The sequence below is a fragment of the Streptomyces sp. 2P-4 genome (assembly GCF_030167965.1).
Taxonomy (GTDB): Bacteria; Actinomycetota; Actinomycetes; order Streptomycetales; family Streptomycetaceae; genus Streptomyces; species Streptomyces globosus_A.
This window is the reverse complement of record NZ_CP095011.1, coordinates 4,413,456-4,440,166: the sequence shown is the minus strand read 5'-3', so window position 1 is coordinate 4,440,166 and position 26,711 is coordinate 4,413,456. Positions and strand designations below refer to the sequence as shown.

General features: G+C 72.2%; 19 protein-coding genes and 3 rRNA genes. 7 read left to right on the top strand and 15 right to left on the bottom strand.

Annotated elements, in window-relative coordinates:
* Position 1: 1 nt before the first annotated feature.
* Genes MUK52_RS19610 through MUK52_RS19595 form a run of 4 tightly spaced genes read left to right on the top strand, consistent with a single transcriptional unit; the run spans position 2 to position 4,156 of the window.
* Positions 2-670, top strand: coding sequence for a DUF4129 domain-containing protein (locus MUK52_RS19610; RefSeq protein WP_114057769.1), 669 nt, complete (start codon positions 2-4; stop codon positions 668-670).
* A complete protein-coding gene (locus MUK52_RS19605) occupies positions 667-1,887 on the top strand; it encodes a DUF4350 domain-containing protein (RefSeq protein WP_114057770.1) in 1,221 nt (406 codons plus the stop codon). The genes MUK52_RS19610 and MUK52_RS19605 overlap by 4 nt, the downstream gene beginning before the upstream one ends.
* A complete protein-coding gene (locus tag MUK52_RS19600; RefSeq protein WP_114057771.1) occupies positions 1,884-2,846 on the top strand; it encodes an AAA family ATPase in 963 nt (320 codons plus the stop codon). Before MUK52_RS19605 ends, MUK52_RS19600 begins: the two co-directional genes overlap by 4 nt.
* Positions 2,846-4,156 (top strand): DUF58 domain-containing protein, encoded by a 1,311-nt coding sequence (locus MUK52_RS19595; RefSeq protein ID WP_284578697.1) that lies wholly within the window; start codon positions 2,846-2,848, stop codon positions 4,154-4,156. The genes MUK52_RS19600 and MUK52_RS19595 overlap by 1 nt, the downstream gene beginning before the upstream one ends.
* Positions 4,157-4,200: 44 nt before the next feature.
* On the opposite strand, the gene MUK52_RS19590 is transcribed toward MUK52_RS19595, so the two are convergent.
* The 5 genes from MUK52_RS19590 to MUK52_RS19570 all read right to left on the bottom strand — a co-directional run bounded on the left by MUK52_RS19590 (position 4,201) and on the right by MUK52_RS19570 (position 11,261).
* Positions 4,201-4,464, bottom strand: coding sequence for a hypothetical protein (locus tag MUK52_RS19590; RefSeq protein WP_284578694.1), 264 nt, complete (start codon positions 4,462-4,464; stop codon positions 4,201-4,203).
* A gap of 91 nt (positions 4,465-4,555) precedes the next feature.
* Positions 4,556-4,672: ribosomal RNA gene (gene rrf / locus MUK52_RS19585) — 5S ribosomal RNA — on the bottom strand.
* Between the two features lie 74 nt (positions 4,673-4,746).
* Positions 4,747-7,852 (bottom strand): 23S ribosomal RNA (locus MUK52_RS19580).
* A gap of 282 nt (positions 7,853-8,134) precedes the next feature.
* Positions 8,135-9,656 (bottom strand): 16S ribosomal RNA (locus MUK52_RS19575).
* Together the 16S, 23S and 5S rRNA genes form the textbook arrangement of a ribosomal RNA operon.
* A gap of 597 nt (positions 9,657-10,253) precedes the next feature.
* Positions 10,254-11,261: a stage II sporulation protein M gene (locus MUK52_RS19570; protein ID WP_284578692.1), complete on the bottom strand. Its 1,008-nt coding sequence runs from the start codon at positions 11,259-11,261 to the stop codon at positions 10,254-10,256.
* Between the two features lie 99 nt (positions 11,262-11,360).
* On the opposite strand from MUK52_RS19570, the gene MUK52_RS19565 reads away from it, so the two are divergent.
* Together MUK52_RS19565 and MUK52_RS19560 are read left to right on the top strand one after the other, a co-directional pair.
* Positions 11,361-12,305, top strand: coding sequence for an RDD family protein (locus tag MUK52_RS19565; RefSeq protein ID WP_174250470.1), 945 nt, complete (start codon positions 11,361-11,363; stop codon positions 12,303-12,305).
* A 31-nt stretch (positions 12,306-12,336) separates the two neighbouring features.
* On the top strand, positions 12,337-12,645 hold the full coding sequence (locus MUK52_RS19560) for a hypothetical protein (protein ID WP_284578689.1): 309 nt from the start codon (positions 12,337-12,339) through the stop codon (positions 12,643-12,645).
* 31 nt (positions 12,646-12,676) lie between these two features.
* Here the strand turns inward: MUK52_RS19560 and MUK52_RS19555 are convergent, their stop codons facing one another.
* The 8 genes from MUK52_RS19555 to MUK52_RS19520 all read right to left on the bottom strand — a co-directional run bounded on the left by MUK52_RS19555 (position 12,677) and on the right by MUK52_RS19520 (position 20,831).
* Positions 12,677-13,294, bottom strand: a complete 618-nt coding sequence (locus MUK52_RS19555) for a hypothetical protein (RefSeq protein WP_114057777.1) — start codon at positions 13,292-13,294, stop codon at positions 12,677-12,679.
* A gap of 135 nt (positions 13,295-13,429) precedes the next feature.
* Complete coding sequence (gene ahcY, locus MUK52_RS19550) at positions 13,430-14,866, bottom strand: adenosylhomocysteinase (RefSeq protein WP_216827111.1); 1,437 nt, start codon at positions 14,864-14,866, stop codon at positions 13,430-13,432.
* Positions 14,867-15,170: 304 nt separating this feature from the next.
* Positions 15,171-16,127, bottom strand: a complete 957-nt coding sequence (locus tag MUK52_RS19545; protein WP_114057779.1) for a cation diffusion facilitator family transporter — start codon at positions 16,125-16,127, stop codon at positions 15,171-15,173.
* A gap of 94 nt (positions 16,128-16,221) precedes the next feature.
* Complete coding sequence (manA, locus tag MUK52_RS19540; protein ID WP_284578683.1) at positions 16,222-17,379, bottom strand: mannose-6-phosphate isomerase, class I; 1,158 nt, start codon at positions 17,377-17,379, stop codon at positions 16,222-16,224.
* Positions 17,380-17,425: 46 nt separating this feature from the next.
* Positions 17,426-18,562 carry an SIS domain-containing protein gene (locus MUK52_RS19535; RefSeq protein ID WP_114057781.1) on the bottom strand — a complete coding sequence of 379 codons (1,137 nt, stop codon included), beginning with the start codon at positions 18,560-18,562 and terminating at the stop codon, positions 17,426-17,428.
* 157 nt (positions 18,563-18,719) lie between these two features.
* The gene (locus MUK52_RS19530; protein ID WP_054222355.1) at positions 18,720-18,905 is read right to left on the bottom strand and encodes a Trm112 family protein; all 186 of its coding nucleotides are present in this window, start codon (positions 18,903-18,905) and stop codon (positions 18,720-18,722) included.
* Between the two features lie 95 nt (positions 18,906-19,000).
* Complete coding sequence (locus tag MUK52_RS19525) at positions 19,001-20,371, bottom strand: phosphomannomutase/phosphoglucomutase (RefSeq protein ID WP_284578678.1); 1,371 nt, start codon at positions 20,369-20,371, stop codon at positions 19,001-19,003.
* 79 nt (positions 20,372-20,450) lie between these two features.
* Complete coding sequence (locus MUK52_RS19520; protein WP_216827112.1) at positions 20,451-20,831, bottom strand: DUF3499 domain-containing protein; 381 nt, start codon at positions 20,829-20,831, stop codon at positions 20,451-20,453.
* Between the two features lie 138 nt (positions 20,832-20,969).
* Between MUK52_RS19520 and MUK52_RS19515 the strand changes: the two genes are divergently transcribed.
* Complete coding sequence (locus MUK52_RS19515; RefSeq protein ID WP_390335827.1) at positions 20,970-21,449, top strand: metallopeptidase family protein; 480 nt, start codon at positions 20,970-20,972, stop codon at positions 21,447-21,449.
* A gap of 41 nt (positions 21,450-21,490) precedes the next feature.
* On the opposite strand, the gene MUK52_RS19510 is transcribed toward MUK52_RS19515, so the two are convergent.
* A complete protein-coding gene (locus tag MUK52_RS19510) occupies positions 21,491-22,972 on the bottom strand; it encodes a DUF5719 family protein (RefSeq protein ID WP_284578672.1) in 1,482 nt (493 codons plus the stop codon).
* Positions 22,969-26,694 (bottom strand): glycosyltransferase, encoded by a 3,726-nt coding sequence (locus MUK52_RS19505; RefSeq protein ID WP_284578670.1) that lies wholly within the window; start codon positions 26,692-26,694, stop codon positions 22,969-22,971. Before MUK52_RS19505 ends, MUK52_RS19510 begins: the two co-directional genes overlap by 4 nt.
* Positions 26,695-26,711 lie beyond the last annotated feature (17 nt).

The window sequence follows — 26,711 nt, the reverse complement described above, 5'->3', positions numbered from 1 at the left end:
CGTGGCGAGCAGGGGGGACCTCATCGCGGGCGCGGCGGCCGGGGAGACGCCGCCGGTCACGACACCTCGCGGCCCGGCCCGCGAGGCGGCCGAACGGGAACTGTCCGACCCGGCCTACCACCAGAACGACCCCGGGCTGCTGCGGCGCGCCCTGGACGCCTTCTGGGAGTGGCTCGGCGACCTCTTCGACCGAGCCGGCGCGGCCGCCCCCGGCGGCACCGCCGGCCTGGCCGCGGCGGCCGCCCTGGCCGTCCTCGCCGCGGCCGCCCTGTGGTGGCGGCTCGGCACACCGCGCCGGACCTCCGCCGGCGCGGCCGCCCTGTTCGCCGACGGCCCGCGCAGCGCCGCCGACCACCGCACCGCCGCCGAGGCCCACGCCGCGGCGGCCCGCTGGAACGAGGCCGTCCAGGAGCGCATGCGGGCCGTCGTCCGCTCCCTGGAGGAGCGCGCCCTCCTCGACCCGCGCCCCGGCCGCACCGCCGACGAGGCCGCCGCCGCGGCAGCGCCCGCCCTCCCCGGCCACGCCGACGCGCTGCGCGCCGCGGCCCGCACCTTCGACGACGTCGCCTACGGCGGCCGCACCGCCGACGCCGCCGCCTACGGCCGCCTCCGCGACCTCGACCTGGCCCTGGCCGAAACCCGGCCCCGCCTGACGGGCGGCCCGGCATGACCGCCGCCGCCCCGCGCCCGGCCTCCCCGCCCGAGCCCGCCGGCGGCACGTTCCGCCCGGCCGCGACACCGGCCGCGGTGTGGCGCCGCGCCCGCGGCCTGCTCCTCGCCCTCGCCGTCCTGATCACCGCGGGCGTCGTCCTCGCCGCCCTGGACCCGGGCGGCCGCCACGGCCGCCTCGACCCCCGCTCCGCGGACCCCTCGGGCACCCGGGCCGTCGCCGCGCTGCTCCGGGACCGCGGCGTGAGCACCCGTATCGTCACGACGGCGGACGCCGCCGCGGGCGCGGCCGGCCCCGGCACCACCCTGCTGGTCGCCCGCCCCGACCTGCTCGGCCCGCAGGCACGCGGCACGATCCGCTCCGCCGCCGACCTGTCCGGCGGCCGCACCGTCCTCCTGGCCCCGGGAGGCACCGCCCTGCGCGACCTCGCGCCCGCGGTGCACACCGCCGGCGCCTCCCGCACCGACACCCCCGCCCCCGACTGCGCGCTGCCCGCCGCCCGCACCGCGGGACGCGCCGACACGGGTGGCGGCCTGCGGTACACGACGACGGCCGCGGGCGCGGCCGCCTGCTACCCGGACGGCGGCCGCCCGACCCTGCTCGTCCTGCCGTCGGCGACCGCGGGCGGCGACACCGTCGTCGCCGGCTCCGCCGCCTTCCTCCTCAACGAGGACCTGGCCCGCGAGGGCAACGCCTCCCTGGCCCTGCACCTGCTCGGCAGCCGCCCCGAACTCGTCTGGTACCTGCCCTCGCCCGCCGAGCTGCGGGACGGCGCGGGCGGCGACACCGCCCTCACCGACCTGATCCCGGCGGGCTGGCACTGGGCGCTCCTCCAGCTGCTGATCGCCGCCGTCCTGGCCGCCCTGTGGCGGGCCCGCCGCCTCGGCCCGCTCGTCACCGAACGCCTCCCCGTCGCGGTCCGCGCCTCGGAGGCCACCGAGGGCCGCGCCCGCCTCTACCGCAGGGCCGCCGCCCGGGAGCGCGCGGCGACGGTGCTGCGGGCCGCCGCCCGGGAGCGCCTCGCCGCCCTCGTGGGCGTACCGAAGTCCGGCTGCCACGACCCGGCGGTCCTCGTGCCGGCCGTGTCGGCGCGCGCTTCCGGCCCGGACCGGGACGCAGCGGCCCTGCTCTTCGGCCTCCCGCCCGCAACGGACGCGGCACTCGTCGCGCTCGCCGACCACCTCGACGCCCTCGAAAGAGAGGTCCGCTCCTCATGACGGCCACCACGGACAGCGCCCGCTCCGCCCTGGAGGCGATCCGCACCGAGATCGGCAAGGCCGTCGTGGGCCAGGACCCGGCGGTCACCGGTCTCGTCGTCGCCCTCCTGTGCCGCGGCCACGTCCTGCTGGAGGGCGTCCCGGGCGTCGCGAAGACCCTGCTGGTACGGGCCCTGGCGGCCTCCCTCGACCTCGGCACGAAACGCGTCCAGTTCACCCCGGACCTGATGCCGAGCGACGTGACGGGCTCGCTGGTCTACGACGCCCGCACCGCCGAGTTCTCCTTCCAGGAGGGCCCGGTCTTCACGAACCTGCTCCTCGCCGACGAGATCAACCGCACTCCTCCGAAGACGCAGTCCGCGCTGCTGGAGGCGATGGAGGAGCGGCAGGTGACGGTGGACGGCACCCCGCGCCGCCTGCCCGAGCCGTTCCTGGTCGCCGCGACGATGAACCCGGTCGAGTACGAGGGCACGTACCCGCTGCCCGAGGCGCAGCTGGACCGCTTCCTGCTGAAGCTGAACGTCCCGCTGCCCTCCCGCGCCGACGAGGTCGACGTCCTGACCCGGCACGCGGCGGGTTTCGACCCGCGCGACCTCGCGGCGGCCGGCATCCGCCCGGTGGCGGGACCGGAGGAGCTCCGGGCGGCCCGCGAGGCCGTCGCCGCCGTCGCCGTGTCGCCGGATATCGCCGGGTACGTCGTCGACGTATGCCGCGCCACCCGCGAGTCGCCGTCGCTGTCCCTGGGCGTCTCCCCGCGCGGCGCGACGGCCCTCCTCGCCGCGTCCCGCGCGTGGGCGTGGCTGACCGGCCGGGACTATGTCACACCGGACGACGTGAAGGCGCTGGCCCTGCCGACGCTGCGGCACCGGGTGCAGCTGCGCCCGGAGGCCGAGATGGAAGGTGTGACACCGGATGCGGTGCTGAACGCCGTCCTGTCCCACGTCCCCGTGCCCCGCTGATGGCCCTCACCGGACGCGCCGCCCTGCTGGCGGCCCTCGGCGCCCTCCCCGTCGGCCTGCTGGAGCCGTCCTGGGCGGGCATCCTCGCGGTGAACGGCCCGCTGGCCGCAGCCTGCGCCCTCGACTACGCGCTGGCGGCGCCGGTCCGCAGCCTGGTCCTGTCCCGCTCGGGCGACACGGCGGTCCGCCTGGGCGAGCCGGCCGAGGTCCACTTGTCGGTCACCAACCCGGGAACCCGCCCGCTGCGGGCCCGGATCCGCGACGCGTGGCCTCCGAGCAGCTGGCTGCCCGGCACCGAACAGGCGGCGTCCCGGCACACGCTGACGGTCCCTCCGGGCGAACGCCGCCGCGTGTCGACCCGTCTGCACCCCACCCGCCGCGGCGACCGCCACGCGGACCGGGTGACGATCCGCTCCTCCGGTCCTCTGGGCCTCGCCTCCCGCCAGGGCACGCACCGCATCCCCTGGACGGTGCGCGTCCTCCCGCCCTTCACGAGCCGCAAGCACCTGCCGTCCCGCCTGGCGCGCCTGCGCGAACTGGACGGCCGGACGAGCGTCCTGACGCGCGGTGAGGGCACCGAGTTCGACAGCCTCCGCGACTACGTCCCGGGGGACGACACCCGCTCGATCGACTGGCGCGCGACGGCCCGCAGGCACGGCGTCGCGGTCCGCACCTGGCGCCCGGAACGCGACCGGCACATCCTGGTCTGCCTGGACACGGGCCGCACCTCGGCCGGCCGCGTCGGCGACGCCCCCCGCCTGGACGCCTCGATGGATGCGGCCCTCCTCCTGGCGGCCCTGGCCGCCCGCGCCGGCGACCGCGTGGACCTCCTGGCCTACGACCGCCGGGTCCGCGCCCAGGTCCAGGGCCGCTCGGCGGGCGACGTCCTGCCGGCCTTCGTGGACGCGATGGCCCCGCTGGAGCCGGAACTCATCGAGACGGACGCCCGCTCGCTCGTCTCCACGATCCTCCGCACGGCCCCCCGCAGCTCCCTGGTGGTCCTGCTGACCAGCCTGGAGGCGGCTCCGGTGGAGGAGGGCCTGCTCCCCCTGCTTCCCCGCCTGACCCAGCGCCACACGGTCCTCCTGGCCTCGGTCTCGGACCCGAAGGTGGCGGAGATGGCCCGCGCCCGCGGCACCCTGGACGCGGTCTACGAGGCCGCGGCCGCGGCCCAGTCCCAGGCCCAGCGCCGCCGCACCGCGGACCAACTGGCCCGCCACGGCGTCCACGTCGTGGACGCCGCCCCCGACACCCTGGCCCCCGCCCTGGCCGACGCCTACCTCGCCCTGAAGTCCGCCGGCCGCCTGTGAGGCCGGCGGTCCACGTCAACGATCGAGGACGAGGTGCTGCCGGATCACGCCGCATTCTCGTGTCGGCCCGCGAAGGCCTGACGGATCCTGCGCCCCATCTCCGCGCTCTCCTCGTCCGTCACTCGCACACCGAAGTGTTCGGCCATGTACTCACGCGCCCGTTCGGCCCGCTCGCGCCGCTCCTCGTGGGTGAGCGTGGACTCCGCAAACTCCTGCGCGAGAGCTCTGATGGACGTGCCGCGGGACTCGGCGATGACCGCAAGGCGATCGCGCACCTCAGCCGACACTCGGATCATGGCATCGGACATGACCCGAATCTACAGCGGTGTACACATGCACGGCTGGTAAACGCAGGAAAGCCCCGCACCAGAGCTGGTGCGGGGCTGACCCACAATGATTGTTCGGCGGCGTCCTACTCTCCCACAGGGTCCCCCCTGCAGTACCATCGGCGCTGAAAGGCTTAGCTTCCGGGTTCGGAATGTAACCGGGCGTTTCCCTAACGCTATGACCACCGAAACACTATGAAGTTGAACTCAAGCCGGCAAGGCGAGTTCGTTGCTTCAGAACTAACACAGTGGACGCGAGCAACTGAGGACAAGCCCTCGGCCTATTAGTACCAGTCAGCTCCACCCGTTACCGGGCTTCCACATCTGGCCTATCAACCCAGTCGTCTACTGGGAGCCTTACCCTCTCAAGGAGGTGGGAATACTCATCTTGAAGCAGGCTTCCCGCTTAGATGCTTTCAGCGGTTATCCCTCCCGAACGTAGCCAACCAGCCATGCCCTTGGCAGGACAACTGGCACACCAGAGGTTCGTCCGTCCCGGTCCTCTCGTACTAGGGACAGCCCTTCTCAATATTCCTACGCGCACAGCGGATAGGGACCGAACTGTCTCACGACGTTCTAAACCCAGCTCGCGTACCGCTTTAATGGGCGAACAGCCCAACCCTTGGGACCGACTCCAGCCCCAGGATGCGACGAGCCGACATCGAGGTGCCAAACCATCCCGTCGATATGGACTCTTGGGAAGATCAGCCTGTTATCCCCGGGGTACCTTTTATCCGTTGAGCGACGGCGCTTCCACAAGCCACCGCCGGATCACTAGTCCCGACTTTCGTCCCTGCTCGACCCGTCGGTCTCACAGTCAAGCTCCCTTGTGCACTTACACTCAACACCTGATTGCCAACCAGGCTGAGGGAACCTTTGGGCGCCTCCGTTACCCTTTGGGAGGCAACCGCCCCAGTTAAACTACCCATCAGACACTGTCCCTGATCCGGATCACGGACCGAGGTTAGACATCCAGCACGACCAGAGTGGTATTTCAACGACGACTCCACAACCACTGGCGTGGCCGCTTCACAGTCTCCCACCTATCCTACACAAGCCGAACCGAACACCAATATCAAACTGTAGTAAAGGTCCCGGGTCTTTCCGTCCTGCTGCGCGAAACGAGCATCTTTACTCGTAGTGCAATTTCACCGGGCCTATGGTTGAGACAGTCGAGAAGTCGTTACGCCATTCGTGCAGGTCGGAACTTACCCGACAAGGAATTTCGCTACCTTAGGATGGTTATAGTTACCACCGCCGTTTACTGGCGCTTAAGTTCTCAGCTTCGCCCCACCGAAATGGAGCTAACCGGTCCCCTTAACGTTCCAGCACCGGGCAGGCGTCAGTCCGTATACATCGCCTTACGGCTTCGCACGGACCTGTGTTTTTAGTAAACAGTCGCTTCTCGCTGGTCTCTGCGGCCACCCCAGCTCAAGGTGCAAGACCTATCACCAGGAATGGCCCCCTTCTCCCGAAGTTACGGGGCATTTTGCCGAGTTCCTTAACCATAGTTCACCCGAACGCCTCGGTATTCTCTACCTGACCACCTGAGTCGGTTTAGGTACGGGCCGCCATGAAACTCGCTAGAGGCTTTTCTCGACAGCATAGGATCATCCACTTCGCCACAATCGGCTCGGCATCAGGTCTCAACCTTGTATGAGGGACGGATTTGCCTACCCCTCGGCCTACACCCTTACCCCGGGACAACCACCGCCCGGGCTGGACTACCTTCCTGCGTCACCCCATCGCTTACCTACTACAAGTCCGGTTCGTCGGCTCCACCACTTCCCTTCACCCGAAGGATCCAGGACGGCTTCACGGACTTAGCATCGCTCGCCTCGATATTGGGCGTTTCAAAGCGGGTACCGGAATATCAACCGGTTGTCCATCGACTACGCCTGTCGGCCTCGCCTTAGGTCCCGACTTACCCTGGGCAGATCAGCTTGACCCAGGAACCCTTAGTCAATCGGCGCACACGTTTCTCACGTGTGTATCGCTACTCATGCCTGCATTCTCACTCGTGAACCGTCCACAACTCGCTTCCGCGGCTGCTTCACCCGGCACACGACGCTCCCCTACCCATCACAGCCTCCGTTGGGAGTATTACTGCAATGACACGACTTCGGCGGTACGCTTGAGCCCCGCTACATTGTCGGCGCGGAATCACTTGACCAGTGAGCTATTACGCACTCTTTCAAGGGTGGCTGCTTCTAAGCCAACCTCCTGGTTGTCTCTGCGACTCCACATCCTTTCCCACTTAGCGTACGCTTAGGGGCCTTAGTCGATGCTCTGGGCTGTTTCCCTCTCGACCATGGAGCTTATCCCCCACAGTCTCACTGCCGCGCTCTCACTTACCGGCATTCGGAGTTTGGCTAAGGTCAGTAACCCGGTAGGGCCCATCGCCTATCCAGTGCTCTACCTCCGGCAAGAAACACACGACGCTGCACCTAAATGCATTTCGGGGAGAACCAGCTATCACGGAGTTTGATTGGCCTTTCACCCTAACCACAGGTCATCCCCCAGGTTTTCAACCCTGGTGGGTTCGGTCCTCCACGAAGTCTTACCTCCGCTTCAACCTGCCCATGGCTAGATCACTCCGCTTCGGGTCTAGAGCGTGCAACTCAAACGCCCTGTTCGGACTCGCTTTCGCTACGGCTTCCCCACACGGGTTAACCTCGCTACACACCGCTAACTCGCAGGCTCATTCTTCAAAAGGCACGCAGTCACGAGACGTGCAAGCACGTCCGACGCTCCCACGGCTTGTAGGCACACGGTTTCAGGTACTATTTCACTCCGCTCCCGCGGTACTTTTCACCATTCCCTCACGGTACTATCCGCTATCGGTCACCAGGGAATATTTAGGCTTAGCGGGTGGTCCCGCCAGATTCACACGGATTTCTCGGGCCCCGTGCTACTTGGGAGATGAGCAAGCAAGCCGTACAGATTTCAGCTACGGGGGTCTTACCCTCTACGCCGGACCTTTCGCATGTCCTTCGCCTATCCATACGGTTTCTGACTCGCCCAGCCGCCGGCAGACGACTGAAGCTCATTCCCACAACCCCGCATGCGCAACCCCTGCCGGGTATCACACGCATACGGTTTGGCCTCATCCGGTTTCGCTCGCCACTACTCCCGGAATCACGGTTGTTTCTCTTCCTGAGGGTACTGAGATGTTTCACCCCTCGTTCCCTCCACACTGCCTATGTGTTCAGCAGCGGGTGACAGCCCATGACGACTGCCGGGTTTCCCCATTCGGACACCCCCGGATCAAAGCTCAGTTGGCAGCTCCCCGGGGCCTATCGCGGCCTCTCACGTCCTTCATCGGTTCCTGGTGCCAAGGCATCCACCGTGCGCCCTTAAAAACTTGGCCACAGATGCTCGCGTCCACTGTGTAGTTCTCAAACAACGACCAGCCACCCATCACCCCACCAGACAAGCTGGCGAGTTCACTGGGGCCGGCACTGAAGACCAGCCAGACGGCCGTGCCTTCAGGACCCAACAACGTGCCAGGCACCCTCGTTCATCCGCATCCTCTTTCCACGCCGAAGCAGTACTCGAGAACCATCAGATCCGAAGATGCCAACTAATCAACGTTCCACCCATGAGCTGACCGTGCAGAACGTTTGCCTGCAATCGGTACTGTGCTCCTTAGAAAGGAGGTGATCCAGCCGCACCTTCCGGTACGGCTACCTTGTTACGACTTCGTCCCAATCGCCAGTCCCACCTTCGACGGCTCCTCCACAAGGGTTGGGCCACCGGCTTCGGGTGTTACCGACTTTCGTGACGTGACGGGCGGTGTGTACAAGGCCCGGAACGTATTCACCGCAGCAATGCTGATCTGCGATTACTAGCGACTCCGACTTCATGGGGTCGAGTTGCAGACCCCAATCCGAACTGAGACCGGCTTTTTGAGATTCGCTCCACCTCACGGTATCGCAGCTCATTGTACCGGCCATTGTAGCACGTGTGCAGCCCAAGACATAAGGGGCATGATGACTTGACGTCGTCCCCACCTTCCTCCGAGTTGACCCCGGCGGTCTCCTGTGAGTCCCCATCACCCCGAAGGGCATGCTGGCAACACAGGACAAGGGTTGCGCTCGTTGCGGGACTTAACCCAACATCTCACGACACGAGCTGACGACAGCCATGCACCACCTGTATACCGACCACAAGGGGGCACCCATCTCTGGATGTTTCCGGTATATGTCAAGCCTTGGTAAGGTTCTTCGCGTTGCGTCGAATTAAGCCACATGCTCCGCCGCTTGTGCGGGCCCCCGTCAATTCCTTTGAGTTTTAGCCTTGCGGCCGTACTCCCCAGGCGGGGAACTTAATGCGTTAGCTGCGGCACCGACGACGTGGAATGTCGCCAACACCTAGTTCCCAACGTTTACGGCGTGGACTACCAGGGTATCTAATCCTGTTCGCTCCCCACGCTTTCGCTCCTCAGCGTCAGTAATGGCCCAGAGATCCGCCTTCGCCACCGGTGTTCCTCCTGATATCTGCGCATTTCACCGCTACACCAGGAATTCCGATCTCCCTACCACACTCTAGCCAGCCCGTATCGAATGCAGACCCGAGGTTAAGCCTCGGGCTTTCACATCCGACGTGACTGGCCGCCTACGAGCTCTTTACGCCCAATAATTCCGGACAACGCTTGCGCCCTACGTATTACCGCGGCTGCTGGCACGTAGTTAGCCGGCGCTTCTTCTGCAGGTACCGTCACTTTCGCTTCTTCCTGCTGAAAGAGGTTTACAACCCGAAGGCCGTCATCCCTCACGCGGCGTCGCTGCATCAGGCTTTCGCCCATTGTGCAATATTCCCCACTGCTGCCTCCCGTAGGAGTCTGGGCCGTGTCTCAGTCCCAGTGTGGCCGGTCGCCCTCTCAGGCCGGCTACCCGTCGTCGCCTTGGTAGGCCATTACCCCACCAACAAGCTGATAGGCCGCGGGCTCATCCTTCACCGCCGGAGCTTTCCACCGCGGAAGATGCCTTCCGCAGTCGTATCCGGTATTAGACCCCGTTTCCAGGGCTTGTCCCAGAGTGAAGGGCAGATTGCCCACGTGTTACTCACCCGTTCGCCACTAATCCCCTCCCGAAGGAGGTTCATCGTTCGACTTGCATGTGTTAAGCACGCCGCCAGCGTTCGTCCTGAGCCAGGATCAAACTCTCCATGAATGTTTACCGGTGATCCGGTGCACACACACGTAGAGCGGGCCAGTCATGTCGGAATAGGACCGACTGACCACTGCGTCCTCGCTGTGTTTGTTGCCCCCAGGCGTCCACCGAAGCGGACCCTGAAGGTCTTTTCAAAGGAACCTCATCCACCGAAGTGGACGGGGTATCAACTTCTGGCGTTGATTTTTGGCACGCTGTTGAGTTCTCAAGGAACGGACGCTTCCTTCGTACTCACCCGCAGTAACACTTACTGGGGCTTTCCTCCGGGCTTTCGTTCTTCGTTCTTGCGTTTCCGACTCTATCAGAGTCTTTCGCGCTCCGCTTTCCGGGGTTTTCGCTTTCGCGCTTTCCCTTTCCGGCGGTTCCGACTCTATCAGAAGTTTTCCACCGGATTTACCGGCTTCGGATTCCCGATGGCGAGTCGAGTGCACTCCGGTGGAATTCACGATTCCTGCGGAGGCGAGAGAGATGTTAAACCGCTGCTGCCGAACTGTCCAGTTCGAGGCAACCGTTCGAATCTACCTCCCCGTCGCGACCGTGTCAACGGCCGTTCCGGGACGACGAGGAGACTAGCAGCTGACCGGCCCTGCACGCACATCAGGCCGCCGTGGGCAGCGACGCGGTGCGGTCCGCGGCCTCCACGTCGCCCACCTCGCCGGCCCGTGCCGCCCGGCCGCCGAGGACGTACACGTACGCCAGGAACACCGCCTCCGCGGCGACGCCGATCGTGATCCGCGCCCATGTCGGCAGGCCGGACGGGGTCACGAAACCCTCGATCAGGCCGGATACGAACAGGACCGCCGCGAGCCCGACGGCCATGCCGAGCGCGGCCCGGCCCTGTTCGGCGAGGGCGGCGCGGCGGGTGCGCGGGCCGGGGTCGATGACCGTCCAGCCCAGCCGCAGGCCGGTGCCCGCGGCGACGAACACCGCGGTCAGTTCGAGCAGGCCGTGCGGCAGGATCAGGCCGAGGAAGACGTCGAGCCGGCCCGCGGAGGCCATCAGCCCGAGCCCCACCCCCAGGTTCGCCATGTTGAGGAAGAGGATCCACAGCACCGGCAGCCCCAGGAACGCGCCCGCGACCAGGCAGACCGCCGCCGCCTGGGCGTTGTTCGTCCACACCTGTGCCGCGAACGACGCCGCCGGGTGGCTGGAGTAGTACGCCTCGTACCCGCCGCCGGGCTCCGTCATCGCCCGCAGCTCCTCCGGCGCGGCGATGGACGCCTGCACCTCCGGGTTCATTGCGACCCACCAGCCGATCAGCACCCCGAGCAGCGTGGACAGCACCGCGGTCGGGATCCACCAGCGCCGGCTGAGGTAGACGGCGGCAGGGAAGGCGGAGGCGAAGAAGCGGGCGGCGTCCCGCCAGCCCGCGCGCCGGGTCCCGGTGACGGTGGCGCGCGCCCGGGCGACGAGCTGGGTGAGCCGGCCCGTCAGCACCGCGTCGGGCGTGCTCGACTGGATCAGCGACAGGTGGGTGGACGCCCGCTGGTACAGGGCGACCAGTTCGTCCGCCTCCGCGCCGGTGAGCCTGCGGCCGCGGCCGAGCAGCTGTTCCAGGCGGTCCCACTCCGCGCGGTGGGCCGTGACGAAGACGTCGAGATCCATCCGGTTGCCGCTCCCCCTGCTCCGGCGTACTTCTTCCACGGCCAGCTTGGCAGACTGGTCACCGAGGGGCGGGTCCGGCCGGGGAGAGGGGTGCGCAGCGTGAGCGATCTGGTGACGGGGGACGCGGTCGTCCTGGGGCTGCGGCCCGCGCGGCTGCCGAGCCGGGGGCTCGCCTACTGCCTGGACATCGCCGTCTACCTGTCGGGCTATGTGGCCGTCGCGGTCGGGCTGGCCTTCGCGACGGCCTCCCTGGACGAGGCGGCGCAGGCGGCCGTCGCGGTGTCGGGTTTCGTGCTGGGACTGGTCGGCGTCCCGATCGCGGTGGAGACGCTCAGCGGGGGCCGGTCCCTCGGCAAGCTGGCCTGCGGGCTGCGGGTGGTCCGGGACGACGGCGGGCCGATCCGGTTCCGGCACGCGCTGGTGCGCGGGGCCATGGGGGTCGTGGAGCTGCTGCTGACGTTCGGGGCGGTGGCGTGCACGGCCTCGCTGGTGTCGGAGCGGGGCCGGCGGGTCGGGGACGTGTTCGCGGGGACGCTCGTCGTCCGGGAGCGGGTGCCGCGGCAGCAGGTGATGCCGGTGCCGCCTCCGCCGCCCTGGCTGGCGGGGCGGTTCACGGGGCTGGACCTGTCTGCGGTGCCGGAGGGGCTGTGGCTGGCGGTACGCCAGTACCTGACGCGGATGGGCCAGCTGGATCCGCAGGTCGGTGCGGCGATGGCGGCGCGGCTCGCAGACGACCTGGCGGCCCGTACGGGGGCGCCGGTGCCGGCCGGGGTTCCGGCGGCGGCGTACCTGATGGCGGTCGTGCACGAGAGGCAGTCGCGGGACGCCGCGCGGGCCTTCGGGCCCGCGGCCGGCGCGGTGCCGGGCGCGGGCGCCGGTGCGTACGCCCCCGCCCCGCCGCCACCGGCGTACGGGACTCCCGCGCCGTTCGGGACGTACGGGACGCACGCGGCCCCTGTGCCTGCCGGCCTCCCGGCCCCGGCCACCCCGGCTCCCGCCCCGCCGGCCCCTGGGCGGGGCACCGGCTTCGCCCCGCCCGGGTAGGGCTGTCGGGGGGTGCGCCTAGGCTGCGGCCATGTCAGTCAACATCGATCTCGCCTTCACCGTGACCGGGCTCGCGGACCGCCGGCAGGCCGAGGACGTCGTCCGGGCCGTGCAGGAGCTGCTGTACGACGAGTCGCTGGAGAACCAGGTCAGCCACGGCTGGTCCGTGGACGACGCCGGTGCGTTCTTCGTCTCCGGGGAGTCGGACCACCCGCTCGGCATCACCCGCTTCTACCTCTGGCAGCCGCACTTCGAGGGCCTGTTCGCGGCGACGGTCGCCGGTGTGGCCCCCGCGGCCGCGCACGAGATCCGCTGGGGTTACCCGGACGAGGAGTACTGACCGGCGGCGGCCCCCGCGCCTGCGCCGGCGGTCAGGCCGGGAAGGCCGACGGCGGCGTCTCCAGGTGTTCCAGTTCGACGCCGGGTGCGGACAGGACGACGTCGCCCGCGATGTGCACGGAGTGGACCTCGCCGGTGTCCAGGGCGGTGACCCGGTACTCGTCGACGACGAGCGGCCCGCTGTCGGTGTCGTGGACGCTGCTGCCGGCGAGCTGCCAGGCCTGGTCGACCGTACGCGGCGCCAGCACGGGGTCGGTCAGCGCCACGAGCCGGACGCGGGTCGCGGCGGCCCCCTCGGCCGGCCGGAGCAGGCGTGCGGTGGCGACGAGGAAGGCCGGGGACGTGCCGGTGAACGCGGCGGCGGGGGCGTTGCCCTCGGCGGCCTCGGCGCCGGCGGGGTCGGAGCGGACCCAGGTCACCCCGTCGATGGCGGCGCCGCGGACCTGCCAGCCGGCGAGGGCCAGTTCCACGCGGATGGGGCGGCCGAGTTCGTCGACGGCGAGGTCGACGGAGCCGCGGTGGCCGCCGTCCGGGCCGGTCAGCTGGGAGACGTAGCGCCAGCCGGAGGGGCCGGGGGCGCAGTGGAAGTGCTCCTCGCCGAGCAGGGCGTGGTCGTGCGGGTCGTGGAGCGAGTAGCGGCCGCGGGGCATGGCGGGGGGGTCCTTGCTGTGCGTGCGTACGGGGCAGGCCCCCGGCACGGGTGCCGGGGGCCTGGCTCGGTGCTGCCGGGGCAGCGGTGCTGCGGTTCCGCGGAAGGGGCCGGCGGCGCCGGCCCGCCCGGCGGATCAGTAGCGGTAGTGGTCCGGCTTGTACGGGCCCTCGACCTGGACGCCGATGTACGCGGCCTGCTCCGGGCGGAGCGTCGTCAGCTTGACGCCGAGCGCGTCGAGGTGGAGGCGGGCGACCTTCTCGTCCAGGTGCTTGGGCAGCGTGTAGACGTCGGTCGGGTACTGCTCCGGCTTCGTGAAGAGCTCGATCTGGGCCAGGGTCTGGTCCGCGAAGGAGTTCGACATGACGAAGGAGGGGTGGCCCGTCGCGTTGCCGAGGTTCAGCAGGCGGCCCTCGGACAGCACGATGAGGACCTTGCCGTCGGGGAAGGTCCAGGTGTGGACCTGCGGCTTGACCTCGTCCTTGACGATGCCCTCGATCTTCGCCAGGCCGGCCATGTCGATCTCGTTGTCGAAGTGGCCGATGTTGCCGACGATGGCCTGGTGCTTCATCTTGGCCATGTCCGAGGCCATGATGATGTCCTTGTTGCCGGTCGTCGTGATGAAGATGTCGGCGGTCTCGACGACCTCGTCCAGGGTGGTCACCTGGTAGCCGTCCATCGCCGCCTGCAGGGCGCAGATGGGGTCGATCTCGGTGACGATGACGCGCGCGCCCTGGCCGCGGAGGGACTCGGCGCAGCCCTTGCCGACGTCGCCGTAGCCGCAGACGACGGCGGTCTTGCCGCCGATGAGGACGTCGGTGGCGCGGTTGATGCCGTCGATGAGGGAGTGGCGGCAGCCGTACTTGTTGTCGAACTTCGACTTGGTGACGGCGTCGTTCACGTTGATGGCGGGGAAGAGCAGGGTGCCTTCCTGCATCATCTCGTACAGGCGGTGGACGCCCGTCGTGGTCTCCTCGGTGACACCGCGGATGTCGGAGGCCAGCTGCGTCCACTTCTGCGGGGACTCGGCCAGGGTGCGGTTCAGCAGCGTGAGGATGTGGCCGTACTCCTCGGAGTCCGCGGTGGACGGGTCCGGGGCCGCGCCGGCCTTCTCGAACTCGACGCCCTTGTGGACGAGGAGGGTGGCGTCGCCACCGTCGTCGAGGATCATGTTCGGGCCGCCGGTGGGGGTGTTCGGCCAGGTCAGCGCCTGCTCCGTGCACCACCAGTACTCCTCCAGCGTCTCGCCCTTCCAGGCGAAGACGGGGACGCCCTGCGGGTTCTCCGGGGTGCCGTTCGGGCCGACGGCGATGGCGGCGGCCGCGTGGTCCTGGGTGGAGAAGATGTTGCAGGAGGCCCAGCGGACCTCGGCGCCGAGCGCGACCAGGGTCTCGATCAGGACGGCGGTCTGCACGGTCATGTGCAGCGAGCCGGTGATGCGGGCGCCCGCCAGCGGCTGCGCCTCCGCGTACTCGCGGCGGATCGACATCAGACCCGGCATCTCGTGCTCCGCCAGGGTGATCTCCTTGCGGCCGAAGGCGGCAAGGGAAAGGTCTGCGACCTTGAAGTCCATGGGTGCTGCTCTCCTCATGGTTCGAGAGGTGGGTACGGCTGAGCCGCGCATCGCCGGAGGCGGTGCACCGGGCACTCAGTCCGTCGGGGGCCCTCTCTCCCCTCGGCCGGTCGCGGGACCGCCCGACCGCCATCAGCAGCGACGCCTGACACTGATGACGAATCTACACCGAGCCGGGGGGCGAGCCCCAGTGCACCCGGGAATCCGCGGTCGTACGGGCCCGCGTGCGCGGGCCGCCCGGGGGCGGGTGCGGGAACGCCCCCGCGGGGGGTCGCAGGGGCGTTCGGGCGGTGCCGGGGGCCGGTCAGCCGGCGGGCTTGGCGAGGGGGTCCGCGCCGGCGGCTGCCTCGGCGGCCTTGTAGATGTCCGGCTCCAGGTAGATCACGCGGGCGATCGGGACGGCCTCGCGGATGCGGGCCTCGGCGGCGTCGATCGCCTCGGCGACGCGGGCGGCGGTCTCGTCGTGCCGGACGGCGATCTTCGCGGCGACGAGGAGCTCCTCGGGGCCGAGGTGGAGGGTGCGCATGTGGATGAGGCGGGTGACGCTGTCGCCGTCGACGACGGCCGCCTTGATCTTCTCGATGTCGTCGATGCCGGCGGCCTCGCCGAGGAGCAGCGACTTCGTCTCGGCGGCCAGGACGATCGCGATGAGGATGAGCAGGATGCCGATCGCGAGGGTGCCGATGCCGTCCCAGACGCCGTTGCCCGTCAGGAGGGCGAGGCCGACGCCGACGAGGGCGAGGACGAGGCCGACGAGCGCGCCGAGGTCCTCCAGCAGCACGACGGGCAGTTCGGGCGCCTTGGCGCGCTTGACGAACTGGCGCCAGGTCAGGCCGCCGCGCACCTCGTTCGACTCCTTGATCGCGGTGCGGAAGGAGAAGGTCTCCGCGATGATCGCGAAGACGAGGACGCCGACGGGCCAGTACCAGGCCTCGATCTCGTGCGGGTGCTTGATCTTCTCGTAGCCCTCGTAGATGGCGAACATGCCGCCGACGGTGAAGAGCACGATCGAGACGAGGAACGCGTAGATGTAGCGCTCCCGCCCGTACCCGAAGGGGTGTTCCGCGGTGGCCTCGCGCTTGGCCTTCTTGCCGCCGAGGAGCAGCAGCCCCTGGTTGCCGGAGTCCGCCAGCGAGTGGACGCTCTCGGCGAGCATCGACGACGAGCCACTGAAGACGAAGGCCACGAACTTGGCTGCGGCAATGGCGAGGTTGGCGGAGAGTGCCGCCACGATCGCCTTGGTTCCGCCCGACGCGCTCATGGGTGCTGGTTGTCCCTTCCTCGGTACGGCGGCCCTGGCCGGGGCGCCGCGCTACGGCCGCACATTCTTGCAGCCGCCGCGGCCGGCCCCGGCCTCAGAGGACGACGGTGGCGCGGAAGACGGTGCCGGGGCCGGACAGTTCGACGGACTCGTCGGCCGGGACGAACACCGACTCGCCTGGCGCCAGGGCCAGTTCGCCGGCGGTGGGGCGGCCCGCGGTGCACAGCAGGATCTGCGGGGCGCCGGCCGGCAGGCGGTGGGGCGCGGCGCCGGGGGCGAGGGCGAGGCGGGAGAGGCGGAACTCGTCGGTGGGGGTGTCGTAGACCTCCTCGTCGCCGTCCTCGGGGCGCAGCAGCGCCGGGTCGCCGGGGTCGAAGCGGACGATCCGCAGGAGTTCGGGCACGTCCACGTGTTTGGGGGTGAGTCCGGCGCGCAGGACGTTGTCGGAGTTGGCGAGGAGTTCGACGCCGAGGCCGTCGAGGTAGGCGTGCGGGACTCCGGCGCCGAGGAACATGGCCTCGCCGGGCTGGAGTTTGACGTGGTTGAGGAGCATGGCCGCGATGACGCCGGGGTCGCCGGGGAAGTGGTGGGCGAGGGTGGCGTACGGGGTGTAGGGGCCGCCGAGGCGTTCGGCGGCGGCCGCGGCCTCGGCGACCGTACGGGCCGTCTCCGCGCGGTCGGCGGTCAGGACGGCGGTCAGCATCTCCCGCAGGGCCGCGTCCTCGGGGTGGGCGCGGAGCAGGTCGACGTACGGCGTGAGGGAGTCGACCTTCAGGCCGTCCAGCAGTGCGGCGGCCTCCCGGGGCGGGCGGAAGCCGCACAGCCCCTCGAAGGCGGTGATGGCGCAGACCATCTCCGGCTTGTGGTTGGGGTCCTTGTAGTTGCGGTGGGGGGCGTCGGCGGGGATGCCGAGCCGCTCCTCCTCCGCGTATCCGGCGCGGGCCTGCTCCAGGTCGGGGTGGACCTGGAGGGAGAGGGGCGCGCCGGCGGCGAGGATCTTGAAGAGGAAGGGCAGGCGGGGCCCGAACCGGGCGACGGCCGCGGCGCCGAGCTCCCGTTCGGGGTCGGCGGCGATGACGTCCGCGAGGGTGGTCTCGCCGGCGCCGCGGTCCAGGCGGGAGGGGGCGCCGGGGTGGGCGCCCATCCACAGTTCGGCCTGGGGTTCGCCGGTCGGCTGCACGCCGAGGAGGCCGGGGATCGCGGTGGGCGATCCCCAGGCGTAGGGGCGGATCGTGTTGGTCAGGCGGTCCATCTGCGTGCGTCTTCCCGGGAAGGACGGAGCCGGCGCGGTTGCGTGCTCACCCGTGTCCCCTGGTGGCCAGGGACAGGTAGGCGGTCGCGAAGTCCGTGACGGCGAGGAGTTCGGCGAGTTGTTCCAGCTCTCCGCCCTCCTCGGGTTCGATCTCGCTGATGGCCGTGTCGTGGCTGAGGGCCAGTTCGCGCGCGGCGGGGGCGGCGGAGAGGCCGCCGGCGGGCCGGTCGCGCAGCAGGACGACGCGGGCGCGCAGGGCACCGGGCTCGTCGACGCGGTCGCGGAAGAAGTCGTCGGGGTCGGCACCGGCGGCGAACGCCCCGGAGAGCAGGACGCCGTGGGCGGGGAGCGCCTCGGGGAGGTCGGCCGCGAGCGCGGGGCGGCCGGCGAGTTCGGCGAGGGTGGCGGCGAAGCGGCGGCCGGCCGGGGCGGCGCCGGCGCCTTCGCTCCAGATGAGCGGGAGGGCGTCGGCGAGTTCGGCGGCGAGCGTCTTGGCCGGGTTGGAGTAGGTGGCGATGGCGGGGCCGCAGCGCTCGGCGGTGCGGTCGAGGCGGTCGGCGACGCGCTGGAGGGCCTCGGGCGGGGCGGTGACCAGGCCGACCTTGTCGAGGAGCAGCAGCAGCGGGGTCAGCAGGGCCCACAGGGCGCCGGGTCCGGCTGCGGCAGCGGACTCGTCGTACTCCTGGTAGGGGGCGTTGGCCATCGGTACGAGGAGTCCGTGGGCGCCGGCGACGGCCTCGCCGAGCGGGGACCGCTCGGGGGCGACGGCGACGACGGTGCAGCCGCGGCGGTACGCCTGCTCGGCGAGGACGGCGAGGCTGGGCTCGGTGCCGTCGGTGGTGGCGAGGAGCAGCAGGTCGACGGGGCCGGCCCAGCCCGGCAGGGCCCAGCGCAGGGCGCCGGGGGCCTGGGCGACGCCGGTGGGGTGCAGGCGGATGACCGGGGCGGAGGGTGCGGCGAGGGCGCCGAGCAGGTCGGCGACGCCGGAGGCGGCGGTTCCGGGGCCTGCGATGAGGACGGCGCGGGGGCGGCCGTCCGGGCGGAGTTCGCCGAGGCCGGCCTCGGCGGAGTGCCGGGCGGCGGTGCGGACCCTGGCGCCGGCCTCGGCTGCGCCGCGGAGCAGGCCGCGGCGGTCGGCGCGGGCGAGCTCCTCGGGTGCGTCGAGGAGCGTCTCGTCGAGCATGGCGGCCTCCGGCTGGGTCGATAGGGCGGGCGACTCGGGTGCTCGGGCGCCCGGCGCTGCGGCGGGCGCCCTGTACGGCGTACGGCCTGCGGCGTGGTCTGCGGGCCTGGGGGGCCGCTGGGCCGGCCGGCCGTGGGCGGCGGGGCCGGGGCGGGGCTCAGGCGGGGCGGCGGGCCTCGTCGACGAGGAGGACCGGGATGCCGTCGCGGACCGGGTAGGCGAGGCCGCAGTCCCGGCCGGTGCAGATCAGCTCGGGAGCCGTCTCGTCGGCCGACTTGTCCTCCAGGGGCGAGTGGCAGGCGGGGCAGGCGAGGATCTCCAGAAGGCCGGCTTCGAGCGGCATGGGGGCTTCCCTTCGGACATGCGGATTGGGCGAGGTCAGCGTACCGCCGGGCCGCGTCGCGCGCGGCCCGGCGGTACCGGCGGGGCGGGTGGGCGCTACGCGCGGACCAGGGCGAGGACCTCGTCGCGGACGCGGGCGAGGGTCTCGGGGTCGCGGGCCTCGACGTTGAGGCGGAGCAGCGGCTCGGTGTTGGACGGCCGCAGGTTGAACCACCAGTCGGCGGCGGTGGCGGTCAGGCCGTCGAGCTCGTCGAGGGTGACGCCGTCGGCGGCGGCGTAGGCGGCCTTGACGGCGGCGAGGCGGCCGGCCTGGTCGGCGACGGTGGAGTTGATCTCGCCGGAGCCGGTGTAGCGGTCGTAGGAGGCGACGAGCTCGGAGAGCGGGCCCTCCTGGCCGCCGAGGGCGGCGAGGACGTGGAGGGCGGCGAGCATGCCGGTGTCGGCGTTCCAGAAGTCCTTGAAGTAGTAGTGCGCCGAGTGCTCGCCGCCGAAGATGGCGCCGGAGCGGGCCATCTCCTCCTTGATGAAGGAGTGGCCGACGCGGGTGCGGACGGGAGTTCCGCCGTTCTCGCGGACGACCTCGGGGACGGACCAGGAGGTGATCAGGTTGTGGATCACGGTGCCGGTGCCGCCGTTGCGGGCGAGTTCGCGGGCGGCGACGAGGGCGGTGACGGCGGAGGGCGAGACGCCCTCGCCGCGCTCGTCGACGACGAAGCAGCGGTCGGCGTCCCCGTCGAAGGCCAGCCCGAGGTCGGCGCCCTCGGCCTTCACGCGTTCCCGGAGGTCGACGATGTTCTTCGGGTCGAGGGGGTTGGCCTCGTGGTTCGGGAAGGTGCCGTCGAGCTCGAAGTACATGGGGACGAGCTCCAGCGGCAGCCCGTCGAAGACGGTCGGCACGGTGTGGCCGCCCATGCCGTTGCCGGCGTCGACGACGACCTTCAGGGGGCGGATGCAGGTGAGGTCCACCAGGGACTTCAGGTGCTCGGCGTAGCCGACGAGGGTGTCCTGTGCGGTGACGGTGCCCGGGGTGGTGCCCTCGGGTGCGGCCGGCAGGCCGTGCTCGGACCACTTCTCGGCGAGCGCGCGGATGTCCGCGAGGCCGGTGTCCCGGCCGACGGGGGCGGCGCCGGCGCGGCACAGCTTGATGCCGTTGTAGCGGGCCGGGTTGTGGGAGGCGGTGAACATCGCGCCGGGCAGGTCGAGCTTGCCGGAGGCGTAGTACAGCTGGTCGGTGGAGCACAGGCCGATCAGGGTGACGTCGGTGCCGCGGGCGGCGGCGCCGCGCGCGAAGGCCGCCGACAGGCCGGGCGAGGAGGGCCGCATGTCGTGGCCGACGACGATCGCGGTGGCGCCGGTGACCTCGACGAAGGCGGCACCGAACAGCTCGGCCAGCGCCTCGTCCCACTCGTCCGGCACGACGCCCCGTACGTCGTACGCCTTGACGATGTTCGAAAGATCTGCGGCCACTGCTGCCCCTCCTGAAGCTCCTGTGCGGTGGAGCCAACCTACCGTGCGGTTCGGCGGGGCCTTCAGGGGTCCGGGCCGGTCAGGAGTCCGGGGACCGCAGCACCCGCAGGTGCCCGCGCCGCGTCTCGCCGGCCGACCGGGAGCCGCCCTTGGCCGGTCCGCCGCCGCCCTCGGCCGCGCGGTCGTGCGGGCGGGCCGCCTCGCGCACGGCGTTGGCCAGGGCCTCCAGGTCGTCGCCGCTCGGGCGGGACGGCGCCGACCCGTCGGTCAGGCGCACCACGTCCCAGCCGCGGGGGGCGGTCAGGCGCTCGGAGTGCTCGGCGCACAGGTCGTAGCAGTGGGGTTCGGCGTATGTGGCGAGCGGGCCGAGGACTGCGGTCGAATCGGCGTAGACGTACGTCAGTGTCGCGACGGCAGGGCGGCCGCACGCGGTGCGAGAACAGCGACGTACAGGGCTCACGACGTTGGACGGTACCGCACTCTTGACCGGGCCGCGACGACTCTCCCGCAGGTCACTCCCCCGTGTCGTCCCCCGGGCGGGGCCCGGCAGGGTCGGAAACGCCCCGGTGGGGGGCCCTTTGCGGGCTACGCTCGGGGGGTGACCGACAGCCCTGTGCCACCCAGCGAGCCCCGCCCCGCCGACCTGCCCGCCGAGCCGCGGCCGCGCCGCCGCGACCGGCACGGGCGGGGCATGCGCGGGCCGGTGGCCCCGCCGCAGGTGCCGCTGGCGGCGAGCCGGGCGGAGCTCTTCGGCGACCTGGTGCGCGAGTCCGTCGACCGGCTGGAGCGGCGCTGGCCGCAGCTGGCGGACGTGGAGTTCGTCGTCGCGGACGTGCCCGGGCCGCCGGGCGGGCCGGAGACCGGCTGGAACGACGAGGCGGTGCCGCTCGGGGCGCTCGCGGAGTCGCCGGGGACGGGCCGGCCGCCGCGGATCATCGTCTTCCGGCGGCCGGTGGAGATCCGGTCGAAGACCCGCGACGAGCGGGCCCTGCTGGTGCACGAGATCGTGGTGGAGCAGGTCGCGGAGCTGCTGGGGCTGACCCCGGAGACGGTCGACCCCCGCTACGGCCAGGACTGATCAGGACTGATGCGGCCAGGACTGATGCGACCGCACGGGCGCTAGCGGGTCAGGACGGACAGGTCCTGGCGCGCCTGCGGCACGGGGACCGTGCCGCGGTCGTCGGACAGCGCCTGGACGGTGAACATCGGGATGCCCTCGTGCGGCAGCGCCAGCATGCGCGACGCGTACACCGGGCCCCCGGAGAGCGTCTCCACGGTGAGGGCGTACGCACCCTTCAGCCCGGCCGGCGCCGGGGAGGGCAGCGCCTGCGTGGTGCCCGCCCGGACGGTGACCTCCTGCACGGCCGGCTCGCCGCCCTCGGTCCCCGGCGACGCCGTGACCCTCACCTTCGCGTCCGCGCCGACCGCCGTCAGCGACAGCACGCCCGCCCCGTCCCCGGCCCGGTTGTCGGCGGCGGTCGCCCGCGCGCCCACCGGCGCGGCCGCCGGGACGAACGCCAGCTCCTGCCTGGCGCCGCTGCCGCGGACCACGCGCAGCGCCGCCACCACCGGTACGGGCTTGCCGTCCACGGCGGGGGCCAGCAGCAGCGAGCCCGCCTCTCCGCGGGTGAGGTCCTTCAGGTCGGCGCTCGCGGCCGTGCCGGCCTTGACGTGCAGCCGCTCGCTGCCGGCCGGGCTGATCGAGCCGTTCGGGCCGGCCAGGCGCAGCGCCAGGTCGGCGTCCTCCTCGCCGGGCGCGAAGACGACGAGCTTGACGGAGGCGGCGTCCGCCGGGATTCCGGGCAGCACCAGTGACGGCGCCGGTTCGGCGGCGGCAGGCAGCCAGTCCGCGCCGACGCCCTCCTCTCCGGCCTGCACGGACGCGCCGACGCGGCCGGCGCGGGTCGTCACCCGGGCCGCGGCGTCCGCGAGCTGCGCGCCGGGGGCGAGGGTGGCCAGCGAGACCGCCTTGCTGGAGCGGGGGTCGATGCGGATGTTCTCGTTGGTGCCGACGTCCGCCTTGACGGGGCCGTCCGGACCGAACAGCTTGATGTCGACCACGGCCGCGGTGTCGTCCGGGTTGGTCAGGTGCACGTAGTCCTCGCGGCCCTTGGCCGTGCTCACCCCCGGGAACCAGAAGTCGGTGCCCGGCGCGGTGCAGGCGGCGCCGAGCAGCCCGCGCGCCCGCCCGACGGACACCTTGGTCGTCTGCTGCGCCGTCCAGCCCGGTGCGAGGACGCCGTCGGCGGCGCCGGCCAGCGCCGGCGCCTCGGCCCCGGAGGCGCTCGCCCCGGCCGGCCTGCCGGGCTCCCTGAGCTCCAGGACCGGCTTGGCCTCCTTGGTGGCGCCGAGGAGGCGGGCGGTGCCCCGGCCGGAGGCGCCGGGCGCGGCGGGCGTGATCGCCGTGTACACGGTCTCCGCGATGTCCGAGGAGCTGGGCGCCGGGCACACCAGGACGGAGCGCTCCACCGGCATCCGTGCGGCCTGGGCCGCCGGGGCGCCGTCGGCGGGGGCGGCGGGCGCGAGGAGGTGGGCGGCGCCGGCGAGGGCGGCGAGGGCAGCGGCGGCGGCCGCCAGTGTCAGGGGGGCGCGGTGCTTCACTTCTGGTGGCTCCCGTCGGGGCGCGGGTGGTGCTGCCGGCCGTGGGGGTCGTCGTACGGGTCGGCGTACGGCTGCGGGTCGTACGGGGCCGGGTCGTACGGGGGCTGCTGCTGCGGGTCCGGGTGGCCGTACGCCCGGGGGTCGTACGGCTGCGCCGTGTAGGGGTCGTGGCCGGTGTGCTGCGCAGGCACGTACGGCTGCCCGGGCTCCGTGTACGCCTCGGGGTACGCCTGGTCCGCATGGCCCGGCTCGGCGTACGCCTGCTCCGGGTATCCCTGCTCCGGGTATCCCTGGTCCGGGTACGTGCCCTGCCGGTACGGGTCGTACGGCTGCCCCCCGTACTCCTGGTACGCGTAGGCCTCCTCCCCGTACGCGGGCTGCGCGGGGATCCCGGCGTACGGGTCCGCGACGGCGCCCTCGGGCTCCGCCGGGGACGGCTCCGGGGCGGCCGCGGCACCGGCGCCGGCGCGGAGCCGGCGGGCGCGCCGGCCCTCGGGAGCCCCGGCGGGCGCGGCCTGCTCGGGGGTGTCGGCGCCCTCGTCGGGGAGGTCGTCGTCGAGGCGGGCGCGGCGGCCGGGCAGGGCCATGACGAGGAGGACGGCGGCGAGCAGCGCCTGGGCCGCGTGCCAGGCGGTCCGCGGCAGGGCGTCCTCGTGGACGAGGTCGAGGCGGCCGCCGGCGGCGGGCAGGGCGAAGCCCTGCGCCCAGCCGTCGACGGTCTCGGCCTTCAGGGGTTTGCCGTCGAGGGAGGCCTTCCAGCCGGGGGCGGCCCGGTCGGCGATGCGCAGGACGCGGCCGTCCTCCCCGGCGGGGATCCGGGTGTGGATCTCGACGGGGCCCGAGGCGACGGGGACGGGGGCCTCCCCGGGCTTGGCGGGGATGATGACGGCGCGGGCGACCTGGCGGTCGACGCGCCACAGGGCGCTGCCGTCCAGCCGGCTCATGCGGCTGAGGCCGGGGGTGGCGTCGAGGACCTTGCGCATCTCCTGCGGGGCGTCGTCGCGGAGGAGGACGTAGCGGACGGCGAAGTCGCCGAGCTGGTCGGTCTGGTCGGCGCCGGAGCCGGCGACGAGTCCGGCGACGGCCTTGTCCAGGCGGGTGCTGCCGCCGGCGGGGGCGGTCTCGGCGTCGCCGAGGGTGGCGCCGGAACCGCGGACGAGGCTGTAGGAGACCCGGGCGGGGGTGCCGCCGAGGACGAGGGTGCGGGCCCGGTCGCGGGTGCCGGCGTCCTCGGCGACGAACGCGGGGACCTGGACGGGATCGCGGCGTTCCAGCGGTCCGGCGGCTCCGCCGGCGGCCCAGGCGGCCGCGGCGAGGAGCGGTCCGGCGGCGGCCGCGAGGGCGACCAGTGCGGCGGCCGGCTGGCGCCAGCCGAAGCTGCTGGCGGCGACGCGCTCCCGGGCCCCTTCGGCGCCGACGGCGGCGGCCGCGAGGACGCCGAGCCCGTACAGGAGGGTGGCGGGTCCGGCCCAGCCGGTGCGGTTCAGGAGGACGGCCAGGGCGAGCCCGGTCAGGGCGGCGGCCCAGGCGGCGCGGACGGCGGTGCGCCGGTCGGCGCGGGCCAGGGCGGCGAGGGCGGCCAGGAGGGCGCCGGCGAGGAGCAGTCCGCCGCCGGCCTTGGGGCCGCCGGGGTCGGCGCCGAGGAGGCCGAGGGCGGTGGCGGCGCCGGCGGGGCCGGGCAGTCCGGCCTCGTCGAGGAGCCGTCCGGGGTGGGCGAGGAGGGTGAGCGACCAGGGGGCGAGGGCGGCGACGGGCACGGCGAGGACGGCGAGCAGCCGCAGGGCGTACGCCTTCCGTTCGGCGCGGTGCACGGCCACCGCGGCCAGGCCGAGGACGGCGGCGGGCAGCCACACGACGGGGGCGAAGGCGGCGGCCGCGGTCATCAGGAGGGCCAGTGTCCACGCGGCGCGCCAGGGGCCGCGCTGCCCGGCTCCGGCGGGGGCGGTGAGGCCGAAGGCGGAGACGGCGGAGCGGGCGAGGAGCGGGAGGAGGACGGCGAGGACGGCGGTGCCGAGGCGGCCCCCGGCGAGCGCTCCGGTGACGGCGGGGAGGAGGGCGTAGGCGGCGGCGGCCCAGGCGCGCAGCAGGCGGGAGGCGACGAGGGGCCGGGAGGCGGCGTACGCGGTGAGTCCGGCGAGCGGGACGGAGCCGGCGAGGAGGAGGGTCAGGGCGGCGTCGGAGGAGCCGAGGAGCAGGGTGGCGAGGGCGCCGAGGAGGGCGAGGTAGGGGGGTGCGCCGGCGGTGGAGCCGGTGCCGGCGGGCTGCCAGTCCTCGGTGTAGCGGCGCCACAGGTCGAGGCCGCTGTCGGGGGCGGGCAGGAGGGCGCCGCCCATGAGGGAGCCGCTGCCGAGGAGGCCGCGGCAGGCGACGAGGGAGACGGCGGCGAGGAGGGCGAGGAGGAGGGGGGCGGGGTTGCGGGCGATCCGCCTGAGGCGGGCGAACCGCTCCGGCGCGAGGCCTGCGGCGTCGTCGGGGCCGGCGGCGGCGCCGTGGCGGCCGGCGGCGGGGCTGTCGGTGTCGCGGCCGTCGGTGAAGTGGGCGGCGAGCTGCTCCACGCCGGCGCGCAGGGTCGCGCCGGGGGGCGGGAAGAGGGGCCGGAGCTCCTTGGCGGGCACGGCGGGGCGGCCGCGGCTGCGGCGGGCGGCGAGGAGGCGGCCGGGGCGCAGGAGGGTGGCGAGGAGGCCGGTGAGTTCGTCGACGGCCTGGCCGGGCGCCTTGCCGACGAGGTAGCCGAGGGTGCGCAGCACGGTGCCGGCGACCAGGCGGAGCAGGACGTACGGCAGGGCGGCGCCGGAGCAGTTGGCGAGGAGGGTGTGGACGGCGCCGGCCTTGTCGACGCGGTGGGGTCCGAGCGCGGTGCGGCCGGCGCAGTCGACGGTGCGGCGTTCGCGGGAGGCGGCCTCGGCGTGGCGCAGGACGGCGTCGGGGGCGACGAGGACGCCGTGGCCGGCGCTGTGGGCGCGCCAGCACAGGTCGACGTCGTCGCGCATGAGGGGCAGGCGGCGGTCGAAGCCGCCGAGGCCGTCGTAGACGTCGCGGCGTACGAGCATGCCGGCGGTGGAGACGGAGAGGACGGAGCGGACCTGGTCGTGCTGGCCCTGGTCCTGTTCGCGGCGGTCGAGGCCGGTCCAGCGGCGGCCGCTGCGGGCGATGGTGACGCCGGCTTCGAGGAGCTGCCGGTTGTCGTACCAGCCGCGGAGCTTGGGGCCGATGACGGCGGCGTCGGGGTTCTCGTCGGCGACGCGGAGGAGTTCGGTGAGGGCGTCGGGCTCGGGGGCGCTGTCGTCGTGGAGCAGCCAGAGCCATTGGACGGGCTCGCCGTGCGGGAGTTCGGGGAGGTCGTAGGCGTCGTCGCGCCAGGTGCGGCTGACGGGGTCCCAGCCGCTGGGGCGCCTGAGGTAGGGGAGGTCGTCGAGGGAGGGGGTGCCGGCGCTGCGGGCGGCTTCGTCGACGGCGGTGCCGAATCCGGTGCGGCGGGCGAGGTGGAGGACGCGGTCGTCGCCGAGGGCCTCGGCGAGGAGGCGGGCGGAGTCGTCGGAGCTTCCGGTGTCGGCGGCGATGTGGTTCTGCGCGGGGCGTTCCTGGCCGAGGAGGCCGGCGAGGGTCCGGGGCAGCCAGCGGGCGCCGTCGTGGGCGACGAGGACCGCGGTGACGACGTGCCGGGGGAACTGGGGCGTGGCGGCGGCCTGGTGGGAGGCCGTCGGCTGGCTGTGCAGGGACATCGCTCTACTGGCCCTCC